This is a genomic window from Shewanella sp. N2AIL, assembly GCF_022690845.1.
Classification (GTDB): Bacteria; Pseudomonadota; Gammaproteobacteria; order Enterobacterales; family Shewanellaceae; genus Shewanella; species Shewanella baltica.
Map to the genome: position 1 here is coordinate 80,838 of NZ_JALBYT010000016.1, position 22,470 is coordinate 103,307.

18 protein-coding genes and 1 rRNA gene are annotated in these 22,470 nt (G+C 49.1%); 18 read left to right on the top strand and 1 reads right to left on the bottom strand.

Going from position 1 to position 22,470, the window contains the following annotated elements; genetic code table 11:
- Positions 1-313: 313 nt before the first annotated feature.
- The 15 genes from mraZ (at position 314) to lpxC (ending at position 17,319) form a co-directional block, all read left to right on the top strand.
- Positions 314-772 carry a division/cell wall cluster transcriptional repressor MraZ gene (gene mraZ / locus MO387_RS11410; RefSeq protein WP_006079885.1) on the top strand — a complete coding sequence of 153 codons (459 nt, stop codon included), beginning with the start codon at positions 314-316 and terminating at the stop codon, positions 770-772.
- Between the two features lie 31 nt (positions 773-803).
- Positions 804-1,745, top strand: coding sequence for a 16S rRNA (cytosine(1402)-N(4))-methyltransferase RsmH (rsmH, locus tag MO387_RS11415; protein WP_006079886.1), 942 nt, complete (start codon positions 804-806; stop codon positions 1,743-1,745).
- A 10-nt stretch (positions 1,746-1,755) separates the two neighbouring features.
- On the top strand, positions 1,756-2,070 hold the full coding sequence (gene ftsL, locus MO387_RS11420; RefSeq protein ID WP_006079887.1) for a cell division protein FtsL: 315 nt from the start codon (positions 1,756-1,758) through the stop codon (positions 2,068-2,070).
- Between the two features lie 13 nt (positions 2,071-2,083).
- Entirely contained in the window at positions 2,084-3,838 is a 1,755-nt protein-coding gene (locus tag MO387_RS11425) for a penicillin-binding transpeptidase domain-containing protein (protein WP_106648319.1), read from the top strand.
- Positions 3,835-5,334, top strand: a complete 1,500-nt coding sequence (gene murE / locus MO387_RS11430; RefSeq protein WP_242326298.1) for a UDP-N-acetylmuramoyl-L-alanyl-D-glutamate--2,6-diaminopimelate ligase — start codon at positions 3,835-3,837, stop codon at positions 5,332-5,334. Before MO387_RS11425 ends, murE begins: the two co-directional genes overlap by 4 nt.
- A complete protein-coding gene (gene murF, locus MO387_RS11435; protein WP_107949491.1) occupies positions 5,331-6,713 on the top strand; it encodes a UDP-N-acetylmuramoyl-tripeptide--D-alanyl-D-alanine ligase in 1,383 nt (460 codons plus the stop codon). The genes murE and murF overlap by 4 nt, the downstream gene beginning before the upstream one ends.
- Entirely contained in the window at positions 6,714-7,796 is a 1,083-nt protein-coding gene (gene mraY / locus MO387_RS11440; protein ID WP_006079891.1) for a phospho-N-acetylmuramoyl-pentapeptide-transferase, read from the top strand.
- Between the two features lie 6 nt (positions 7,797-7,802).
- Positions 7,803-9,122 (top strand): UDP-N-acetylmuramoyl-L-alanine--D-glutamate ligase, encoded by a 1,320-nt coding sequence (gene murD, locus MO387_RS11445; RefSeq protein WP_107949489.1) that lies wholly within the window; start codon positions 7,803-7,805, stop codon positions 9,120-9,122.
- Entirely contained in the window at positions 9,112-10,323 is a 1,212-nt protein-coding gene (gene ftsW / locus MO387_RS11450) for a cell division protein FtsW (protein WP_107949487.1), read from the top strand. Before murD ends, ftsW begins: the two co-directional genes overlap by 11 nt.
- Complete coding sequence (murG, locus tag MO387_RS11455; protein WP_006079894.1) at positions 10,323-11,411, top strand: undecaprenyldiphospho-muramoylpentapeptide beta-N-acetylglucosaminyltransferase; 1,089 nt, start codon at positions 10,323-10,325, stop codon at positions 11,409-11,411. The genes ftsW and murG overlap by 1 nt, the downstream gene beginning before the upstream one ends.
- A 2-nt stretch (positions 11,412-11,413) precedes the next feature.
- Positions 11,414-12,880, top strand: a complete 1,467-nt coding sequence (murC, locus tag MO387_RS11460; protein WP_006079895.1) for a UDP-N-acetylmuramate--L-alanine ligase — start codon at positions 11,414-11,416, stop codon at positions 12,878-12,880.
- Positions 12,881-13,031: 151 nt separating this feature from the next.
- Positions 13,032-13,781: a cell division protein FtsQ/DivIB gene (locus MO387_RS11465; protein ID WP_199908763.1), complete on the top strand. Its 750-nt coding sequence runs from the start codon at positions 13,032-13,034 to the stop codon at positions 13,779-13,781.
- Entirely contained in the window at positions 13,762-14,997 is a 1,236-nt protein-coding gene (ftsA, locus tag MO387_RS11470) for a cell division protein FtsA (protein ID WP_006079897.1), read from the top strand. The genes MO387_RS11465 and ftsA overlap by 20 nt, the downstream gene beginning before the upstream one ends.
- 33 nt (positions 14,998-15,030) lie before the next feature.
- Entirely contained in the window at positions 15,031-16,218 is a 1,188-nt protein-coding gene (gene ftsZ / locus MO387_RS11475; protein ID WP_107949483.1) for a cell division protein FtsZ, read from the top strand.
- A gap of 180 nt (positions 16,219-16,398) precedes the next feature.
- On the top strand, positions 16,399-17,319 hold the full coding sequence (gene lpxC, locus MO387_RS11480; RefSeq protein WP_006079899.1) for a UDP-3-O-acyl-N-acetylglucosamine deacetylase: 921 nt from the start codon (positions 16,399-16,401) through the stop codon (positions 17,317-17,319).
- A gap of 12 nt (positions 17,320-17,331) precedes the next feature.
- Here lpxC and MO387_RS11485 read toward each other — a convergent pair whose 3' ends face one another.
- The gene (locus MO387_RS11485) at positions 17,332-17,778 is read right to left on the bottom strand and encodes a DciA family protein (protein ID WP_107949481.1); all 447 of its coding nucleotides are present in this window, start codon (positions 17,776-17,778) and stop codon (positions 17,332-17,334) included.
- Between the two features lie 27 nt (positions 17,779-17,805).
- Here MO387_RS11485 and MO387_RS11490 point away from each other — a divergent pair, with 27 nt between their 5' ends.
- The 3 genes from MO387_RS11490 to MO387_RS11500 form a co-directional block, all read left to right on the top strand.
- Complete coding sequence (locus tag MO387_RS11490; RefSeq protein WP_107949479.1) at positions 17,806-18,705, top strand: M23 family metallopeptidase; 900 nt, start codon at positions 17,806-17,808, stop codon at positions 18,703-18,705.
- A gap of 60 nt (positions 18,706-18,765) precedes the next feature.
- Entirely contained in the window at positions 18,766-21,492 is a 2,727-nt protein-coding gene (gene secA, locus MO387_RS11495) for a preprotein translocase subunit SecA (protein ID WP_107949477.1), read from the top strand.
- A gap of 764 nt (positions 21,493-22,256) precedes the next feature.
- Positions 22,257-22,470: ribosomal RNA gene (locus tag MO387_RS11500) — 16S ribosomal RNA — on the top strand; the annotation flags it as partial.

Sequence of the window (22,470 nt, forward strand, 5' to 3'; positions counted from 1 at the left end):
GCCCGTAAAATCCCACAAATACAGAATTAATCCTCCATTTTTTTCATCGCAAGCGCCTGAAAGCAAAAGGTTGCTGAATATTTCGGCGCAATTTATTCCTGTAGTTTCTTCTGTTTAGTCGATCTCTCGTGGTCTTTCATGTCAAAAGTTTGTCGCTAGGTTAAGTGCTCAACATGCTGCTAACCCGCTTGCCGACTGGATTTATAAAAGGATCCCATCCCTTGACATTGCTTGTCGACTGTCCCTAAACTTAGCAGTTGTGGGAAATAGTGGATATTTGTGGATCAAAAATCACAGGAAAGGATGAATTAGCGTGTTTCGTGGAGCCAGTGCTATCAACTTAGATACAAAGGGACGGATCGCTATTCCAGTGCGATACCGCGAACCTTTGCAGCTTGAGCACCAAGGCCGCATCGTGATTACCGTCGACATCCAATCCGCTTGTTTACTCTTGTATCCAATCCATGAATGGGAATTGATCGAAGCTAAGTTGTTAACGCTTTCCGATACCGATAAAACCCAGAGATCGTTAAAACGTCTGTTACTCGGTTACGCCCACGAAGTGGAGCTCGACGGTAATGGGCGCATATTACTGCCGCCACCGCTAAGGCAATATGCCAATTTAGATAAGCGCATCATGCTGGTGGGGCAATTGAACAAATTTGAGCTGTGGGATGAGCAATCTTGGCTGCAGCAAATCGATGAGTGTCAGGAAACGATTCGAAGTGAGGAGCTTGCTAGTAACGAGCGTCTCGCGGATTTTTCACTTTAACGAGTCGCGATAACTAAATAAGAAGAGAGTAATGAGTCAGGAATTTGCCCATTTATCCGTGCTGCTAGCAGAAACGGTTGGCGGTTTAAACATCAAAGACGATGGCATCTATATCGATGGCACGTTCGGCCGCGGTGGTCATTCAAGACAAGTGTTGCAGCAACTCGGTGAAAATGGCCGATTGATCGCAATCGACCGTGACCCTCAAGCGATTGAAGCGGCAAAACAATTTGCTGACGATCCACGCTTTCAAATCGTGCATGGTGGTTTTGGCCAATTAGCCGATTACGTCGAAGAGCTTGGGCTTGTGGGCAAAATAGATGGCGTATTACTCGATTTAGGTGTGTCTTCACCTCAGCTCGACGATGCCGAACGTGGCTTTAGTTTTATGCGTGATGGCCCGCTCGATATGCGCATGGATAACAGCCAAGGCCAAACAGCTGCTCAGTGGTTAGCTCGCGCAGAAATTGAGGATATGGCTTGGGTATTTAAAACCTACGGCGAAGAGAAAAACGCTCGCCATATTGCCCGTTGTATCGCAGCAGATCGTGATAAAACCCCGTTTTTACGAACCAAAGATTTAGCCGATTTGATTGCGCGTATCACTAAGAGTAAAGAACGCAATAAGCACCCAGCGACTCGGGTGTTTCAGGCCATACGTATTTATATCAACAGTGAATTAGATCAAATTGATCAAGCGCTTGAAGGTGCAGTCAATGTGCTTGCTCCCCAAGGGCGTTTGTCGGTCATCAGTTTCCATTCTTTAGAAGACCGTATCGTGAAGCGCTTTATTCGCCGCCATAGCCAAGGCGAAAGTGTGCCGCACGGTTTTCCGGTCACTGAAGATCAAATTAACAAGTCGCGTAAGTTACGCGCCGTGGGCAAGGCGATTATGCCTTCCGACGAAGAAATCGAACGCAATGCCAGAGCTCGCAGCTCAGTGTTACGCATTGCCGAGCGTTTAGATTACTAAGGGGCGCACTGTGAGTAAGCCCTCGATCAATCTGCCACGGATCGTCTTACACGATTTATGGCTGCACAAATGGATCTTGTTATTAGCTCTGCTCGTGCTCTGCAATGCGGTCGCGGTTGTTTATGGCAGCCATATTAGCCGCCAACTAACGACCCAGTGGGACCAGTTACTGCAGGAGCGAGACAGATTGGATATTGAGTGGCGCAATTTATTATTAGAAGAGCAATCGCAGACTGAACACAGTCGTATTACGCGCATTGCCTCTAAGGAACTCAACATGAGTCGTCCGTTACCCAGCGAAGAAGTTGTGGTAAAGGTGCCGTGAGTATAGGGAAGATATGACTAGGCAAGCGAAAATCAAACGGGTAAGCAAACCGCAGAAACCACAACTAATCCATTGGCGTTTATACGTAGTGGTGGGGTTTGTGTGTACGCTATTTTGCAGCCTAGTGGGACGCGCGGCCTACATTCAAATTATTGAGCCTGACAAATTACGCCATGAAAGCGATATGCGTACCTTACGGACCACGAGCCGTGAGGTGCAGCGTGGCTTGATCACTGATCGCAATGGCGACATGTTGGCCGTCAGTGTGCCAGTGCGTGCTGTTTGGGCTGACCCTAAACAAGTCAATGATAACAATGGTTTTGCGGATATGCGTCGCTGGCAAGCGTTAGCTGATGTGTTGCATGAACCCGTAGAAGATTTATTAGATCGGGTACGCGGTAATCCCACCAAACGCTTTACCTACTTGAAACGCCAAATTACCCCAGCGGTCGCGGACTACATCACTCAACTGAAATTACCCGGTGTTTTCCTTAAGTCGGAATCCCGTCGTTATTATCCTGGCGGTGAAATCACAGCTCAGTTAATCGGCATCACTAACATTGATGATGTTGGGATTGAAGGCGTAGAAAATGCTTATAACAGCTGGCTAACGGGCACGCCTTCAAAACAGAAAGTGCGTAAATCCCGTGATGGTCATGTGGTTGAGCGGCTGGATATCATCCAAGAAGGCGAAAGCCCGAATGATCTCGTGCTCAGCATAGATCAACGGATTCAGCAGTTAGCGTACCGCGAGCTGAAACGCACCACAGAAATGAACCAAGCGACCTCAGGTTCCATCGTCGTACTCGATATTCATACTGGTGAAGTCTTGGCGATGGTGAATACGCCATCGTACAACCCCAATGCGCGCGACAATCTGCAAACCTTCAGAATGCGTAACCGCGCGATGACAGATACCTTCGAGCCAGGTTCGACCATTAAGCCCTTTGTGGTGGCTGCGGCGCTTGAAGCGGGCACAGTTAAATCGACCGACATTATTGCAACTTCACCGGGTTGGATGCGTTTAGGCGGCCGCCAAGTGCGCGACCCTGCCAACTACGGCGACATGAGTTTGGCGCGTATTCTGGCTAAATCCAGTAACGTCGGCATCAGTAAATTGGCCTTGTCTATTCCGGTGCAGCAGTTACTCGGCACCTATCAATCTATGGGACTTGGGAGTTTCTCAGGGATTAACCTTACGGGTGAAAGCGCGGGCGTTATTCAAGATCGCCACCGTTGGTCTGACTTTGAGCGCGCCACCTTGTCCTTCGGTTACGGTTTAACGGCAACCACACTGCAACTTGCGCGCATGTATGCCACTTTAGGCAATGGCGGCACCTTATTCCCCGTTTCAATTATGAAACTGAAAAAGCCCCCCGTCGGTGAGCGAGTTATTTCTGAAGATGTGGCCCACGATGTGATGCAAATGCTGGTCGGCGTGACAGAAAAAGGCGGCACCGGCACCTTGGCGCATATTGACGGTTATCCGGTTGCGGGCAAGTCAGGCACCAGTCGTAAGGCGGTTGCTGGCGGTTATGGTGATGATTATGTTGCTTTATTTGCAGGTGTTGCACCCGCGAATAATCCTAAGTTAGCGATAGTGGTGGTCGTGAACGAGCCTAAGGGCGATCTCTATTATGGTGGTTCAGTGGCGGGGCCGGCATTTGCCAAAGTCATGTCTGGCGCACTGCAAATGTTAAACGTTGAACCCATTACCGATAAAGAACAAGTGCAATTGGCGGGTATCGCCGCCGGGAGAGCAGAATGATGTTATTACGGGATCTGCTCGCGCCTTGGCTGCATTATGCCGGCGCGCAGTCCTTCAACGATTTGACCTTAGATAGCCGCGCAATACGTCGCGGCGATGTGTTTTTGGCGCTGCCAGGACATAAGGTTGATGGCAGACAGTTTATTGAAAAAGCCTTAGATTTAGGTGCCGCAGCCGTATTAGTCCATACGGATGATGCTGATCAGCATGGCAAAGTGTTGCACAGAGATAATGCCGAGCACGGCGTACAGATTTATGTCTTCCAGTTGAGTCGCCAAGTATCGGCCATCGCCGCCCAGCATTATCCCTTAGCGCATCAGTCTGCGACAACATCCCTTGGGGTGATTGGTATTACTGGCACTAATGGTAAGACCTCGACAAGCCAACTGATTGCCCAGCTGATAACGTCGCTCGGCCGCAAAGCCGCCGTGATGGGCACCCTTGGCAATGGACTCTGGGGCGAGCTCGTCGATAGCGGTAACACCACAGCCGATGCGATTACCCTAATGCGTCAGTTGCATGACTTTGAAGCTCAAGGCGCGAGTGTCTGCGCCATGGAAGTGTCGAGCCACGGCTTAGTGCAAGGCCGCGTCGATGCAGTGCCATTCGATGTTGCCGTGTTTACCAATCTGACGCGCGATCACCTCGATTACCACGGTGACATGGAAAGCTATGCCGCCGCTAAGCAAAGCCTATTTCGTTTCAGCACCTTAGGTCACGGTTTATTGAATCTCGACGACGCGGTCGGCGAGTCTTGGTTGACTGAACTTAAATCTGTGCCTGCGCAAATGTGGGGCTTTAGTATTGAAGGTCATCAAGCCGCGGCTTTTTATACTAAAAATGCCAAGTTTGACGATCAAGGTGTCAGTGCAACCTTAGTGTGGCCCGAGGGCGAAACTCAAATTCACTCACCACTTCTTGGTGCCTTTAATCTTTCTAATTTACTCGCGGCGCTATCGGCCTTGTATCTGCAAGGTTTTGATATGAAAGCGTTAGCCGAGCAAGTGCAATACCTAACGGCCGTCGCAGGTCGTATGGAGCGTTTCACAACTGCTAATAACATGACCTTAGTGGTCGATTATGCCCATACGCCAGATGCGATTGAACAAGCGTTAAACGCGCTACGTCGACATTGTGTCGGTGATTTATGGTGCGTATTTGGCTGTGGTGGCGACCGTGATAAGGGCAAGCGTCCTTTGATGGGCAAAGCCGCAGAGCAATATGCCGACCGCATTATGGTGACCAGCGACAATGCGCGCAGTGAAAACCCAGCGCAAATTATTACCGATATTATCCAAGGGCTAACCCACCCTCAGCAGGCATTGACTCAGGTTGACCGTATCGCAGCAATTAAAGAGGTTGTGGCATTGGCTAAGCCTGGCGATGTGATCTTGCTTGCGGGTAAAGGCCACGAAACTTACCAAGAGGCGGCAGGTGTGCGTCATGACTATGATGAACGCGCCCTGGCACGCCAGTTATCGGAGCAATCAAGATGATCCCTCTTTCTCTCGAGACCCTAAGTCAACACTTAGGTACGTTTCGAGTCGGTGACGACGTCACCATCGAAGATTTAAGCAGTGATAGCCGCAAAATCGGCGCTGCAACCCTGTTTGTTGCCTTAAAGGGTGAGCGTTTTGATGGCCATGATTTTGCTGCAACCGCTATTGAGAACGGCGCCGCGGCGTTAATGGTCGAGCGCGAATTAGCCTTTGATATTCCGCAGCTGATTGTGCCCGATTGCCAAAAAGCCATGGGCGCGATAGGGGCTTATGTCCGTGACCAAATCAATCCCATTTGCGTGGCGTTAACAGGCTCAAACGGCAAGACTAGCGTGAAGGAAATGATCGCGACCATTCTGTCGGCAAAGCATCAAATCCTCTATACCGCTGGTAACTTCAATAATGAAATCGGTGTGCCGCTTACCTTGCTGCGTTTAACGCCAGCGGATGAGTTTGGGATATTCGAGCTCGGGGCTAACCATAAAGGTGAAATTGATTACACCTCAGGACTCGTGCGTCCGAACGTGGCGCTAGTGAATAACGTCGGCAGTGCCCATTTAGAAGGATTTGGATCGCAAGCGGGTGTCGCGCAGGCTAAGTCGGAAATTTTTAATCATCTGCAGGCCGATGGCACCGCCATCATCAACGCCGATGATGCCTTCGCCGATTTTATGAGCGTTAAGGCAAGACCTTATAAGCAACTGAGCTTCTCCCAGCAAGATGGCGCTGCTAAACGTCATATCGATGTCATCGCTACAGGTCATAAGACCAATGCCGATGGTTGCTATCGTTTTATGCTCAATTACTCAGGTGAGTCTTGCCAAGTAGTCTTGCCACTGGCGGGTCGCCATCAGGTAAGTAATGCACTCGCCGCTGCAAGTGTTTGTATTGCATTGGGATTAAGTTTGACTGAGATCGCTGAAGGCTTAAGCCAATTAACACCAGTGAAAGGGCGCATGCAGCCGAGTCAATTGGGACGCGTTCGTCTAATCGACGATAGCTATAACGCGAATCCTGTGTCCGTTGGGGCGGCAATCGCTTGGTTAAAGGAAATTTCTGAAAATCGCTGTCTGGTACTGGGAGATTTAGGAGAATTAGGCGACAATGCGCCCCTTTTACACGCTGAACTAGGGCAACTGGCCAAGCAACAGGGGATAGATGCCTTGTTTTGCACCGGAACGTTAAGTCAGCATACGAGCCAAGCTTTCGGTGCGGAGCACTATGACAGTGTGGCGACGTTAGTAGAAAAACTCATAAAGCATATTAACCAGTTACCGGGACAGGTAACGGTTCTCGTTAAAGGTTCACGTAGCGCCGCCATGGAGCGGGTCGTGGATGGACTAACAGTAGCCTTCGGGCGTGGGGAGTTAGTGTAAATGCTGGTATATCTGGCCGAGTATTTAACCCGTTTTCATACCGGGTTTAACGTGTTTTCCTATGTGACGTTTCGAGCCATTTTAGGCTTATTAACCGCATTGGTTTTTAGCTTATGGTTTGGCCCTAAACTGATTGAACGTTTGCAATTACTGCAAATTGGTCAGGTCGTGCGTAACGACGGTCCAGAATCACATTTTAGTAAGCGTGGCACGCCGACTATGGGTGGCTTGCTCATATTAGCCGCCATCTTCATCAGCGTATTGCTGTGGGGCGATCTCGGTAGCCGCTATGTGTGGGTGATGTTGTTTGTGCTCGGCAGTTTCGGTTTGATCGGCTTTATCGACGATTACCGCAAAGTGGTGCGTAAAGACACTAAAGGTTTGATCGCGCGCTGGAAGTACATTCTGCAATCTTTAGCTGCGCTGCTCATTGCTTTTTTCCTGTATGCCACAGCGGCAAATCCAGGTGAAACCCAGTTAGTGGTGCCTTTCTTTAAAGACGTGATGCCGCAACTTGGCGCCGTATTTATCGTATTGGCGTACTTCACTATTGTGGGGTCGAGTAATGCGGTGAACTTAACCGACGGCCTCGACGGTTTGGCAATTATGCCGACGGTAATGGTCGCGGCGGCGTTTGCCTTGATTGCTTATTTATCGGGTCACGCACAGTTTGCGAACTACTTACATATTCCGCATTTACCCGGTTCGGGTGAGTTAGTGATCGTCTGTACCGCCATTGTCGGTGCGGGTCTGGGCTTTTTGTGGTTCAACACTTACCCTGCGCAAGTCTTCATGGGCGATGTGGGTTCACTGTCATTAGGTGCTGCACTGGGCACAATTGCAGTGCTCGTTCGCCAAGAAATTTTGTTAGTGATCATGGGCGGCGTGTTCGTGATGGAAACCCTGTCAGTCATTCTGCAGGTGGGTTCGTACAAGTTACGCGGCCAGCGTATTTTCCGCATGGCGCCGATACACCATCACTATGAGTTAAAAGGTTGGCCTGAACCTCGGGTGATAGTGCGTTTTTGGATTATCTCGATATTCCTCGTCTTACTTGGCTTAGCCACGTTGAAGTTAAGGTAATTGGTTATGCAAAATCAGTATTCACACATAGTGTTAGGTTTAGGGGCAACGGGTTTGTCCGTCGTGCGCTACTTGTGTGGAAAGGGCATTACGCCATTGGTGATGGACAGTCGTCGGCAGCCTCCGGGCGCCGAAACATTAGCGACGTCTTTTCCTGATGTGAAGCTGATTTCTGGCGGATTCGATTGCCGTTATCTCGTGCAAGCGACGCAGATCATTATCAGTCCCGGCATTGCCACTTATACCCCAGAGGTGCGTGCCGCTGTGGATATGGGCATCGAAGTGATTGGCGATGTGGAGCTATTTGCCCGTGAGATTGCTGACCGTAAACCTTGCGTTATCGGTATTACTGGCTCTAACGGTAAATCAACTGTCACTACGCTTGTGGGCGAAATGGCAAGGGAAGCGGGTATCGCCGTTGCCGTTGGTGGCAATATTGGTGTGCCTGCGCTGGATTTACTGCATGAAAATGCTGACTTATTTGTGCTTGAGTTGTCGAGCTTTCAACTGGAAACCACCCATAGCCTTAAGTGTGTGGTGGCGACCTGTTTGAATATCAGCGAAGACCACATGGACAGATACAGCGATATCGCTGCCTACCGCGAAGCTAAATTACGTTTATACAAACAAAGCCGCGCCGTGCTGTTTAATCGCGACGATAAACTGACCGTACCGCCAGAGCCAATGAACCAAAACAGTTTTGGTTTAGCTGCGCCAGAAACGGACGAATGGGGCATCAGCGACAGCAAGATTTATCACGGCAGCAGCGAAATCATGCCGATCACAGAAGTATCCCTGATTGGCAGCCATAACCATGCCAACCTACTCGCAGCAATGGCGCTTGTGGATGTTGTCGGTGTTGATAAGCAGGTTATGGCGAAAGTGGCGCGTAGCTTTACCGGCTTATCCCATCGCTGTGAAGTGGTTGGGATTAAGAATGACGTGACCTATGTCAATGACTCAAAAGCGACGAACGTCGGCGCCACCGTTGCCGCGCTCGATGGTTTGAGTGATCACTTAGGCGATATTATTTTGATTGCTGGCGGTGACGGTAAAGGTGCTGATTTTAAACCTTTAGGCGTGGCGTTAGCGAAAGTGACACATCTCATTACCTTAGGTCGTGATGGCAAAAAGATTGCCGCTTTAAAAGACGGCGCGGTCAGAGTCGAGACTATGGCGGCTGCGGTGGCTAAAGCCGCTGAATTGGCGACCTCTGGCGATATCGTTTTATTGTCGCCAGCCTGCGCCAGTTTAGATATGTACAGTAACTTTATGGCTCGAGGTGACGATTTTAGAAACCTTGTGGAGCAACTCAATGGCGAGTGATGTAAGACAACTCAGCCTATTTGGGCGTTTGCGTTCAGCAATGCCCAATTGGCAACGTGATACCGAAGTGCCGGGCGTGCAATTGTACGACCGCGCTTTGCTCGCTGCTGTGTTGTCTTTGATTGGCTTTGGCTTTGTGATGGTGATGTCTGCCTCTATGCCAGAAGCGCAAACGCTCACGGGTAACCCGTTTTATTTTATGACTCGCCATGTGGGTTATTTAGTGGGTTGCTTAGCCATTGCGGCATTTGTATTAAGAGTTGAAATGCTAACTTGGCAGCGCTGGAGTCCCATGCTGCTATTGGTTGTGGGCTTGATGTTACTGGCTGTTTTAGTGGTTGGTACTACGGTAAACGGCGCGACGCGTTGGTTATCGATAGGCCCAATACGCATCCAAGTGGCGGAAGTCGCTAAGTTTGCCTTTGCCATCTACATGGCGGGCTATTTAGTGCGTCGTCATCAGGAAGTGCGCGAGAACGCTAAGGGTTTCTATAAACCGATTGCGGTATTTGCCATTTACGCTGTGCTGATTTTGATGCAGCCCGACTTAGGGACGGTTGTGGTGTTGTTCGTTGGTACCGTTGGTCTGCTGTTTTTAGCAGGGGCACGTTTGCTCGATTTCTTCGCCCTGATTTTTGCCGGCGTGTTGGCGTTTGTGGCTTTGGTGTTGTTAGAACCTTACCGTATGCGCCGGGTGACATCGTTTATGGATCCTTGGCAAGATCCCTTCGGTAGTGGTTACCAGTTGACGCAATCTTTGATGGCCTATGGCCGTGGTGATTGGTTCGGCCAAGGGCTGGGCAACAGTATTCAAAAATTAGAATATCTGCCCGAAGCACACACTGACTTTATCTTCGCCGTGATCGGGGAAGAATTAGGTTTTATCGGTATTATTGCCGTGTTATCCGTGCTGCTGTTTGTGGCGCTGAGATCGATTCGTTTGGGCAATTTGTGCTTAGCCATGGATAAGCCCTTCGAAGGTTATTTAGGTTACGCCATTGGTATTTGGGTATGTTTCCAGACTGTGGTTAATGTTGGCGCGAGTATCGGCATGTTACCGACCAAAGGACTGACATTGCCTTTTATCAGCTACGGCGGCAGTAGTTTATGGGTCATGACGGCGGCAGCCATGATGTTGCTACGCATTGATTACGAACGGCGCATGACATTAGTTCAGGCCGTGCAAGGGAGATTGAAGTGATGACCCCAGCAGGAAAACGTATTTTAGTCATGGCGGGTGGTACGGGAGGACATGTGTTCCCGGCGCTGGCAGTGGCTAAGTATCTAGCTCAACAGGGTTGGCAAGTGCGTTGGTTAGGCACGGCCGATCGTATGGAGGCGCGTTTAGTGCCCCAGTATGGATTTGATATTGATTTCATCGATATCAAAGGTGTGCGCGGCAATGGTTTGATACGTAAACTCGCGGCGCCCTTTAAAGTGGTGCGCTCAATATTGCAGGCTAAGGCCGTGATTGCTGAGTTTAAACCCGATGTGGTGCTCGGCATGGGCGGATTCGCCAGTGGCCCAGGTGGTGTGGCGGCAAGATTAGCCGGTATTCCATTGGTACTACATGAGCAAAATGCCATCCCAGGGATGACGAACAAGTTGTTGTCGCGGATTGCGACGCAAGTGTTATGTGCCTTTAAAAATACCTTTACCACAGTGAAGGCCAAGGTTGTTGGTAATCCGATTCGCCAAGAATTGATTGCCTTAGGCGCAGAACCAAAGCCAGAGGCTGATGAAGCCTTAAAAGTATTAGTTGTCGGTGGCAGCCTTGGCGCCAAAGTCTTTAACGATCTGATGCCTGAAGCGGTTGCGATTCTGAGTCAGCAGCAGTCCGTTACGGTTTGGCATCAAGTGGGTAAAGATAATCTTGCGGGCGTGAAGGCGGCTTATCAGCAACATGGGCAAGATGGCGGCGTGAATATCGCCGAGTTTATCGATGACATGGAAGCCGCCTATCGCTGGGCTGATGTGGTATTGTGCCGCGCCGGCGCGCTGACGGTGTCTGAGTTAGCGGCGGTGGGGCTACCGAGTATTCTGGTGCCTTATCCCCATGCGGTGGATGATCACCAAACCCGTAACGGCCAAGTATTGGTTGAGGCTGGCGCAGCTTTCCTATTGCCACAGGCCATCTTGGACGTGAATAAACTGGCGGGCAAATTACAACTGCTTGCCAATGACAGAACAGAATTAGCCCGTATGGGCCAAAGAGCGAGAGACGTTGCCGTACTGGATGCGACTGAACAAGTTGCCGCAGTGTGCATCAGCCTTGCTGAGAAAGGATAAGCATGACTAAGACAGAAAGATATGCACAACTGAGAAGCATGATCCCAGAAATGCGCCGTATTAAGCGTATTCACTTCGTCGGCATTGGCGGCGCGGGTATGGGCGGGATCGCCGAAGTGTTAGTGAACGAAGGCTATCAGGTGAGTGGTTCGGATATCGCGCAAAATGCCGTGACCGACAGATTGTGTTTGCTCGGTGCCAAGATCCAAATTGGTCATGCTGCCGAAAACGTACAGCAAGTGGATGTGGTCGTGGTCTCCACGGCGATTAATCTGGAAAACCCAGAAATCCTTGCTGCCAAAGAATTACGTATTCCTATCGTGCGTCGCGCCGAAATGCTAGCCGAGTTGATGCGTTACCGTCATGGTGTCGCGATTGCTGGCACCCATGGTAAAACGACGACAACCAGCCTTATCGCCAGCGTGTACGGTCAAGCGGGACGGGATCCTACCTTCGTGATTGGTGGCTTGCTCAATAGTGCCGGTACCAACGCCAGATTAGGCACCAGCCGTTACTTGATTGCCGAAGCCGATGAGAGTGATGCGAGCTTCCTGCATTTGCAGCCTATGGTCAGTGTGGTGACTAACATTGAAGCAGATCACATGGATACCTATGGCGGTGATTTCGAGAAATTGAAATCGACCTTCGTGGATTTTCTACATAACTTGCCGTTCTACGGTGTAGCAGTTGTGTGTATCGACGATGCTGTGGTGCGTGAAATCATGCCGCGGATTGGTCGTCAACTTGTGACCTATGGTTTTAGTGACGATGCGGACGTGCAAGCGCTGAATTTCAGTCAACAAGGGCATCAGTGTCGTTTCACGGTGAGACGTAAAGGCAAAGCTGATCTCGATCTGGTACTTAACTTGCCGGGTCAACATAACGTGCTTAATGCCTTGGCTGCGATTGCGGTCGCGACCGAAGATGAAATCGACGACAGCGCCATTACTCAGGCGTTAGTAGAGTTCCAAGGTATAGGTCGTCGTTTCCAGCATTTGGGCAAGTTTGCTACGCCTAAGGGCGAAGTTATGTTAGTTGATGATTATGGCCATCACCCCAGTGAAGTCGCCGCGACCATTAAAGCCGCCCGTGCAGGTTGGCCCGACAAACGCCTGGTTATGGCGTATCAGCCACACAGATACACACGTACCCGTGATTTGTATGAAGACTTTGTTGAAGTGTTATCCCAAGTGGATTGTTTACTGTTGCTCGATGTTTATAGTGCGGGTGAAGCGCCGATCACGGGTGCCGATGGCCGAGCCTTATGTCGCTCAATTCGCCTGCGTGGCCAGTTAGATCCGATCTTTATCGCCAGTCCTGATCAGCTCGCAGAAGTCTTGCCCGATGTATTGCAAGAGGGGGATTTATTACTCACCCAAGGTGCGGGTAATATTGGCGCCCTGTCGCGATTGTTAGCGACGACAGAATTGGGCTTTGCCGTTGCGGAATTACCTGCGCAAGCAAGCTGATCTTTAGCGCTTGATCTGCGAGGAAAAGGAAATTTTGACCAAAGGGTTTTGGTCTATATAATGGCCGGTTTTCTGTGGTTTTTAATGAGTGTCGTTAAAGGTGGAATGAAGCGTGTCTTGGAGTGATAAGAGGCGGCACTGGCGGGCAAGAATGTCACGGGTTAATTGGTATCTGTGGAGCGGGGCTGGCTTTTTATTCTTCATCGTGGCCAGTTTTGTATTTGGTGGATACCAGCTACATAAATTTTTAAACGATGCCAGCACCTTGCCGATTGAGGCCGTTGCCATCAAAGGTGAGCGGGCTTACACCACAGATAAAGATATACAAGTGGCACTACAGGATTTAATGCAGCGGAGTTTTTTTAGTGCTGATATCACCTTAGTGCAACAGGCGTTAGAAGCCTTACCTTGGGTGTATCGCGCGTCGGTAAGGCGCGAGTGGCCTGCGAAACTCAGGGTATATTTGCAGGAGCAGCAACCGGCGGCCCATTGGAATGGTGACTCCTGGTTGAATGTGCATGGTGAAGTGTTTGAAGCGCCATCGCATCCAGAGCTGGAGCATTTACCGCAGTTATCTGGGCCAGACGATATGGGCCTTGAGGTGTTGACTGTCTATGCACAGATCAACTCCCTGTTAAAGATTAATGGCTTTACCTTAGCCAGTTTGTATTTGACGCCACGACATGCGTGGCACGCGACCTTAGGAAACGGCATCGTTTTAGATTTAGGTCGAGAAGATAAAATTGCACGGATACAGCGATTTATTACTGTTTATCCGGTTTTGGCGAAACAAGAGAAATCCGTTGCCAGAGTAGATTTGCGCTACGACACAGGGTTGGCCGTAGGCTGGGGCGATGCACAAACAAGAGAGCCGATAATTAATGATCAAAAACCAAGATAGAAACCTTATCGTCGGATTGGACATAGGAACCTCTAAGGTCGCAGTGATCATAGGCGAAGTTCTGCCCGATGGCGAAATCAGCATAGTCGGCCTTGGTAACCATCCCTCAAGGGGCATGGATAAAGGTGGCGTTAACGATTTAGATTCGATCGTTCGCAGTGTACAACGTGCGCTCGATCAAGCGGAATTAATGGCCGATTGCCAAGTGTCATCGGTTTACCTGAGCATCTCTGGTAAACACATCGCCTGCCAAAACGAAAACGGCATGGTCTCGATCAACGATGAAGAAGTGACACAGGAAGACGTTGATAACGTGATCCACACGGCTCGCTCGGTGAAGATCCCGACTGAACGTCGCATCTTGCATGTGCTGCCGCAGGAATATGCGATCGACGTGCAAGACGGCATTCGCAGCCCTATCGGTATGTCCGGTATGCGTATGGAAGCCAAGGTACACATAGTGACCTGCGCCAATGATATGGCGAAGAACATTACTAAGAGCGTTGAGCGTTGTGGCCTTAAGGTCGACGACTTAGTGTTCTCTGGGATTGCTTCGGCCGATGCCGTGCTGACCTTCGATGAGAAAGACTTAGGTGTGTGTATCGTCGATATCGGCGGTGGCACCACAGATATTGCGGTATATACCAACGGCGCTTTGCGTCATTGTGCGGTTGTGCCAGTCGCAGGCAACCAAGTGACTAACGACATTGCGAAGATTTTCCGCACGCCGTCGTCACATGCTGAACAAATTAAAGTGCAATTCGCCTGTGCGCGCAGCTCTATGGTGAGCCGCGAAGACAGTATCGAAGTACCGTCGGTAGGTGGTCGTCCATCACGTAGCATGTCACGTCACACGCTCGCCGAAGTGGTAGAACCAAGATACCAAGAGCTGTTTGAGTTAGTACTTAAAGAGTTGAAAGATAGTGGATTAGAAGATCAAATCGCCGCAGGTATTGTGCTCACAGGTGGCACAGCGTCGATTCAAGGTGTGGTCGATATCGCGGAAGCGACGTTCGGCATGCCAGTTCGTGTAGCGTCACCGCTACCGATCAAAGGTTTATATGAATACGTGGACCAGTCTATTTACTCCACTGGAGTCGGACTGCTTCATTACGGCGCACGACGGGTGATCGAACGTCAGTTCGAACGTCCTGAGCGCCAAGGGGTAACTAGCGCTTGGAATCGGGTCCAAAGCTGGTTTAAGGGCGAATTTTAATTTTCATAACGCAGGCAACACGGAGATCAGACAATGTTTGAGATCATGGATACTCACTCAGACGACGCGGTGATTAAAGTCATCGGCGTTGGCGGCGGCGGCGGTAACGCTGTCGAACATATGGTCAAACACAACATTGAAGGTGTTGAGTTTATCGTTACCAATACAGACGCTCAGGCCCTGAGAAAATCAGGTGCAGGCTCAACGATTCAATTAGGACGTGATGTCACTAAAGGTCTCGGAGCAGGGGCAAACCCAGATGTGGGTCGTGCAGCAGCTGAAGAAGACCGCGAAAACATTCGCGCGGCAATCAAAGGCTCAGACATGATCTTTATCGCTGCCGGTATGGGCGGTGGTACAGGTACAGGTGCTGCACCAGTTGTCGCTCAAATCGCTCGCGAAGAAGGTATTCTGACCGTTGCGGTTGTGACTAAGCCTTTCCCATTCGAAGGGAAAAAGCGTATGGCTTATGCCGAGCAAGGTATTGCTGAGCTGGCTAAGCACGTGGATTCGTTAATCACGATTCCAAATGAAAAATTATTAAAAGTATTGGGCCGTGGCACTTCTTTACTCGATGCGTTCGCCGCAGCGAATAACGTGTTACTTGGCGCGGTACAAGGTATTGCCGAACTTATCACTCGTCCAGGTCTGATTAACGTCGACTTCGCCGACGTGAAGACTGTGATGTCTGAAATGGGTAATGCCATGATGGGTACAGGCGTCGCTCGCGGTGAAGACCGTGCAGAAGAAGCGGCTGAAGCTGCTGTTGCCAGCCCATTATTAGAAGACATCGACTTAGCCGGTGCGCGTGGTGTGTTAGTTAACATCACTGCGGGTATGGACATGAGTATCGAAGAATTCGAAACCGTGGGTAATCACGTTAAGGCTTATGCCTCTGACAACGCGACGGTGGTTGTTGGTGCTGTCATCGACCCAGAAATGAGTGATGAGCTGCGTGTAACGGTTGTTGCTACAGGTATCGGTGCTGAAAAGCGTCCAGATATTCAATTGGTGTCTAAGCCTGCGCCTCGTCCAGAGCCAGTGGTTGTGGAACCAAAAGTCGAAGCCTATGTCGAAGACGCGGTACATGTGAACTACGCTGCGCCAAAAGGCAACGTATTGCCAGCGGCACCACAGCCAGCTCCACAGCCTGCACCATCGACAAAGCATGAGTTGGATTATCTTGATATTCCAGCATTTTTGCGTAAGCAAGCCGACTAGCGATAGCGTTTGAGTCCAGCGTATATGTGAGGTGTTGTTCGTTTTGGGCAATACCACAGCATAGCTGCATTTGTGTGACATAATAAAGTTATGTTATTATGTTGAACCAGTGCGGCCAATTTGCCGACGCTGAGTGTACAAATATTAGGCTTTATAATTGGCATATAAACGGGTAACTGAATGATATTTCAAAGAACTGTTCAGAAAATGGTGAAAACTACTGGTGTCGGATTGCATTCTGGCAACAAGGTCACTTTGAGCATAATGCCCGCGCCCGTTAATTCAGGGATCGTACTCGTGCGCACTGATTTGAGTCCTGCCGTCTCCATTCCAGCGAAGGCAGAGCAAGTTCGTGAAACCACTATGTGTACGGCACTTGTCAATGACGAAGGTATTCGTATCTCGACCATTGAGCATTTATTTGCAGCACTTGCGGGTTTAGGCATAGATAACGCCGTAATCGAAGTGGACGCGCCTGAAATTCCTATTATGGATGGCAGTGCGAGCCCGTTCGTCTTCTTATTGCAGTCTGCGGGTATTAAAGAGCAGGCCGCACCTAAGAAGTACTTAAAGATTAAGCGCCCTGTGCGTGTTGAAGATGGCGACAAATGGGCCGAGCTAAAACCCTTTAAAGGTTTTAGAGTCAATTTTAAAATTGACTTCGCGCACCCAGAGATCGCTCGTAGCCAACAGCATGTGGTGATGGACTTTTCAACGTCTGCTTTCGTGAAAGATATCAGCCGCGCCCGTACTTTTGGGTTTATGCGTGATATCGAATATCTGCGAGCCAACAACCTAGCGTTGGGCGGCAGCATGGAGAACGCAGTTGTACTTGATGAATATCGCGTCCTTAATCCCGACGGCCTGCGTTATGAGGACGAATTTGTTAAGCACAAAATTCTAGATGCGTTTGGTGATCTATATGTGGCAGGACACGCTATTTTAGGTGAGTTTACTGCGTATAAAACCGGTCATGCGCTGAACAACCAATTGGTGCGTGCTTTACTGGCGCAACAGGATGCGTGGGAGTTGGTTAGCTTTGAAAAAGAAGCCGATGTTCCCGTTAGCTTTACCGTGCCAGGTGGCGCTGTATTTGCTTAAAAAGCGGTGAGATTATTTATTACGGCTGGCCAATGAGGCCAGCCGTTTTAGTTTTTCGCCCAGTGAACCGCCAATATTTTCCGCTAATGCCGCAATATGCTCCGCTGCCGCAGGGCTTAATTCTTTGTGTGCCTGTTTAGGCTTTGCGTCATACATTGCTAATCTCGGGTTGACTTTAACTTCAATTGCGGTAAGGATTGGGAGCGTTTCTGCTTGAAGCTGCGCTAGTAGCTTCGGCTTTTGGAAATTAATTCGTGCAGCCCAGGCCGCCGAAGTGGTTTCAACCACAAGAACACCCTGGCGGAAATTAGCGACTTTTAGCTGCTCCGCAACAGGACCTGCGGTAATCTGCTTCACATGATGATTCAGATACATAAGTAGTTCCGCTTTCTCAGCAAGGTCGGGTAATTTGCCCGATTGATGCAGTAATTGGCTGAGATCTTGAGGGGGCTTTTTCATATGATAATAAGATGGCTGAATTAGGCTATGAGTGTAACAGTATTTATTCAAGGTCGGAATGGCGTCACACGCTGGCAGCCCAGTAAACGCTGGTTGCTACTTCCAATACTATTGTTGGCCACTGGGTCCGGTATTTATCAACACAACTCCGCTCGATTTCAAGATCAGCAAGCCAGTGTCGATAATGATCGTATTCAACGCGAACAACAAAAGAAACAAGTCTTAGAGCTAAAAAGTGCTACCGAGTCTCAACTGGCCATGCTAGTGACTCATGTTGCACGTATGCAAGCCAAGATCACCCGTCTCGAAGCCTTAGGCCAACAAGTTGCCCAGCAGAACAAATTGGATGAAGATTTCGATTTCTCATCCGAAGTGGGTGTAGGTGGTTTGAGCGAATTAGGCACTAACATCGAGCTCGGACAGCTTATCGACGATATGGATAAGTTGGCATCACGAATTGACAATAATAATGTTCAGCTTTCACTACTTGAAACAGTGTCATCTAACCACCATATAGATGATGAACGTTATATATCAGGGATCCCACTCGATAAAGGTTGGTTATCGTCGCCCTACGGATTACGTAATGACCCTTTCAACGGTCGCAGGACTGTGCATAAGGGGATTGATTTTACCGGCCGAGAAGGTGCCAAAGTTGTTGCGACTGCTGCAGGCGTAGTAACTTGGGCTGGGAACATGTTCGGTTATGGCGAGTTGGTTGAAATAGACCATGGTAACGGTTTACATACGCGTTATGGCCATAATAAAGCTTTGTCAGTGACTGTAGGTGATGTGGTCGCAAAAGGCGATGCAATCGCCAGTATGGGAAGCACTGGGCGCTCAACTGGGGCTCATGTGCATTATGAAGTGTTGCGCGGCGGACAGCAGATAGATCCACAAAAGTTTGTTTACCGCAAAGCAAGTTAATTGAAACATTGGCTTCTAGTTTCCATCATGGACTTGGCCTACAGAGAATAAGTGATTCAGATGTTTGGTAAATTACTGACAAAAGTATTTGGTAGTCGCAACGACCGCACCCTTAAAGGGCTTCAAAAGATCGTTATTAGCATTAACGCACTAGAAGCTGATTATGAAAAATTAACCGATGAAGCATTAAAAGCGAAAACCGCTGAGTTCCGTGAGCGTTTAGCTGCCGGCGCATCATTAGATAGCATCATGGCTGAAGCGTTTGCGACAGTACGTGAAGCGTCTAAGCGTGTCTTTGAGATGCGCCACTTCGACGTACAGTTACTCGGTGGTATGGTGCTCGACAGTAACCGTATTGCGGAGATGCGTACGGGTGAAGGTAAAACCTTAACGGCAACCTTGCCCGCTTACTTAAACGCATTGACGGGCAAAGGCGTTCACGTGATTACCGTGAACGATTACTTAGCACGTCGTGATGCCGAGAATAACCGTCCACTGTTTGAGTTCCTCGGTTTAACCGTCGGCATCAACGTGGCAGGTCTCGGTCAGCAGGCAAAGAAAGATGCCTATAACGCCGATATTACTTACGGTACCAACAACGAGTTTGGTTTCGATTATTTGCGCGATAACATGGCGTTTTCACCGCAAGAACGGGTACAACGTCCGTTGCACTACGCCCTAATCGATGAAGTGGATTCAATCTTAATCGACGAAGCGCGTACACCGCTGATTATCTCTGGTGCCGCTGAAGACAGCTCTGAGCTTTACATCAAGATCAACCTGCTTATCCCAAATCTTATCCGTCAGGATAAAGAAGACTCTGAAGAGTATGTGGGTGAAGGTGACTACAGCATCGATGAAAAAGCCAAACAAGTGCATTTCACCGAACGTGGTCAAGAAAAAGTAGAGAACCTGCTGATCGAGCGCGGCATGTTAGCCGAAGGTGACTCACTCTATTCTGCTGCAAATATTTCCCTGTTACATCATGTTAACGCGGCGCTCCGTGCGCACACGCTGTTTGAGCGTGATGTGGATTACATAGTACAAGACAACGAAGTCATCATAGTCGATGAACACACGGGTCGTACTATGCCAGGTCGTCGTTGGTCAGAAGGCTTACATCAAGCTGTCGAAGCCAAAGAAGGTGTGCACATTCAAAACGAAAACCAAACATTGGCTTCGATCACTTTCCAGAACTACTTCCGTCAATATGAGAAGCTGGCAGGTATGACAGGTACTGCTGATACTGAAGCGTTCGAATTCCAACACATCTATGGATTAGACACAGTTGTTGTGCCGACTAACCGTCCAATGGTGCGTAAGGATATGGCGGATTTGGTTTACCTGACCGCCGATGAAAAATATCAAGCTATCATCAAAGACATTAAAGATTGCCGCGAACGTGGTCAGCCAGTATTGGTGGGTACAGTCTCAATCGAACAGTCTGAACTGTTAGCGCGCTTAATGGTGCAGGAAAAGATCCCGCACGAAGTCTTAAATGCTAAATTCCACGAACGAGAAGCTGAAATCGTCGCGCAAGCTGGCCGTACTGGTTCAGTGACTATTGCGACGAACATGGCTGGTCGTGGTACCGACATCGTGCTTGGTGGCAACTGGAACATGGAAATCGATGAACTCGATAATCCAACCGCTGAGCAAAAAGCTAAGATCAAAGCCGATTGGCAAATTCGTCATGATGAAGTCGTTGCTGCGGGTGGTTTGCACATCCTAGGTACTGAACGTCACGAATCACGCCGTATCGACAATCAGTTACGTGGTCGTGCGGGTCGTCAAGGTGACGCGGGTTCATCACGCTTCTACCTGTCGATGGAAGATAGCTTAATGCGCATCTTCGCCTCGGATCGTGTCTCTGGCATGATGAAAAAGCTGGGTATGGAAGAAGGCGAAGCCATCGAGCATCCATGGGTGTCTCGTGCAATCGAAAACGCTCAACGTAAAGTTGAAGCACGTAACTTCGATATTCGTAAGCAATTACTCGAATTTGATGACGTCGCTAACGATCAGCGCCAAGTGGTTTACGCCCAGCGTAACGAGTTGATGGATGCGGAAAGTATTGAAGATACTATCCAAAACATTCAAGACGATGTGATTGGCGCGGTCATCGATCAGTATATTCCACCACAATCAGTAGAAGAGCTGTGGGATATCCCAGGTTTAGAGCAACGTCTACACCAAGAGTTTATGCTCAAACTACCTATCCAGGAATGGTTAGATAAAGAAGACGATCTGCATGAAGAGAGTCTGCGTGAACGTATTATTACTGCTTGGGGCGATGCGTATAAGGCAAAAGAAGAAATGGTTGGCGCGCAAGTGTTACGCCAGTTCGAGAAAGCCGTTATGCTACAAACGCTCGATGGTCTGTGGAAAGAACACTTAGCGGCGATGGACCATCTGCGTCAAGGTATCCACTTACGTGGTTACGCACAGAAAAATCCAAAGCAAGAATATAAGCGTGAGTCGTTTGAGTTATTCCAACAACTATTGAATACCTTGAAACACGACGTCATCAGTGTGCTGTCGAAAGTACAAGTTCAAGCTCAGTCGGATGTGGAAGAAATGGAAGCGCGTCGTCGTGAAGAAGATGCCAAGATCCAGCGCGACTATCAACACGCAGCGGCAGAGTCGCTTGTTGGCAGTAGTGATGAGCATGAAGCTGTCACTGCGCAAGCGCCGATGATCCGTGATGGTGAGAAAGTGGGTCGTAACGATCCTTGTCCTTGTGGCTCAGGTCGCAAGTACAAACAATGTCACGGTAAGTTAAGTTAATCTGCTGACAGATTAAGCCTACTGAATAAGTAGAATAGAGCGCACACTAAAGGCAACTTATCTAAGTTGCCTTTTTATTTCCTCTTTAATAAGCCTAGCGCGACTCTCGTGTCATCCGGATTACATTCTTACTCTTCTTTATATCGCTAATCGTCGTTATTCCCCATTGAACATCATTTCATTCTCATCGATAGCCATTAAAGCAAACCCATCGCTGTAGCAAATTTAACCGTTAAAACCCATTTTGTGGATAAGTCTGAGGATAAAGTGGGGGTATTGTGTGACTAACTGAAAGTATTAAAAAAAGATCCATTTTTCTCAAAAAAGCCCTTGCGGACTTTCTCAATCTCCCTATAATGCGCATCCACTGACACGGCAGACAGCGTAACGCAAGTTAAGCAAAGAAAGCCAAGCAGTTCATCGGTTAGCGAGCTAAGCGATGAGTGTTGAGAAAGTTGAAAAAACTACTTGACGCACTAACGGGAATGCGTAGAATACGCAGCCCTGACCCGCTGAAAACTCAGTGTGTGGTCAACGCTCTTTAACAATTTATCAAGCAAATCTGTGTGGACACTCACATGTGTTGAGTTAATCGAAACTGCTTAACCTTCGGGTTGGCAGTCAAAATTTAAATCAACCAATTCTTTCACGAGAGTGATGAGTGTTCATAGCAATATGTACAAAGACTTACTACTTATTTTCGGATAAATAGGAGTCGAACAGAATTCGTTGAGCCGTTTGACGTAAGTCAAACAACAAAACTTTAATTGAAGAGTTTGATCATGGCTCAGATTGAACGCTGGCGGCAGGCCTAACACATGCAAGTCGAGCGGCAGCGGGAAGATAGTTTACTATCTTTGCCGGCGAGCGGCGGACGGGTGAGTAATGCCTAGGGATCTGCCCAGTCGAGGGGGATAACAGTTGGAAACGACTGCTAATACCGCATACGCCCTACGGGGGAAAGGAGGGGACCTTCGG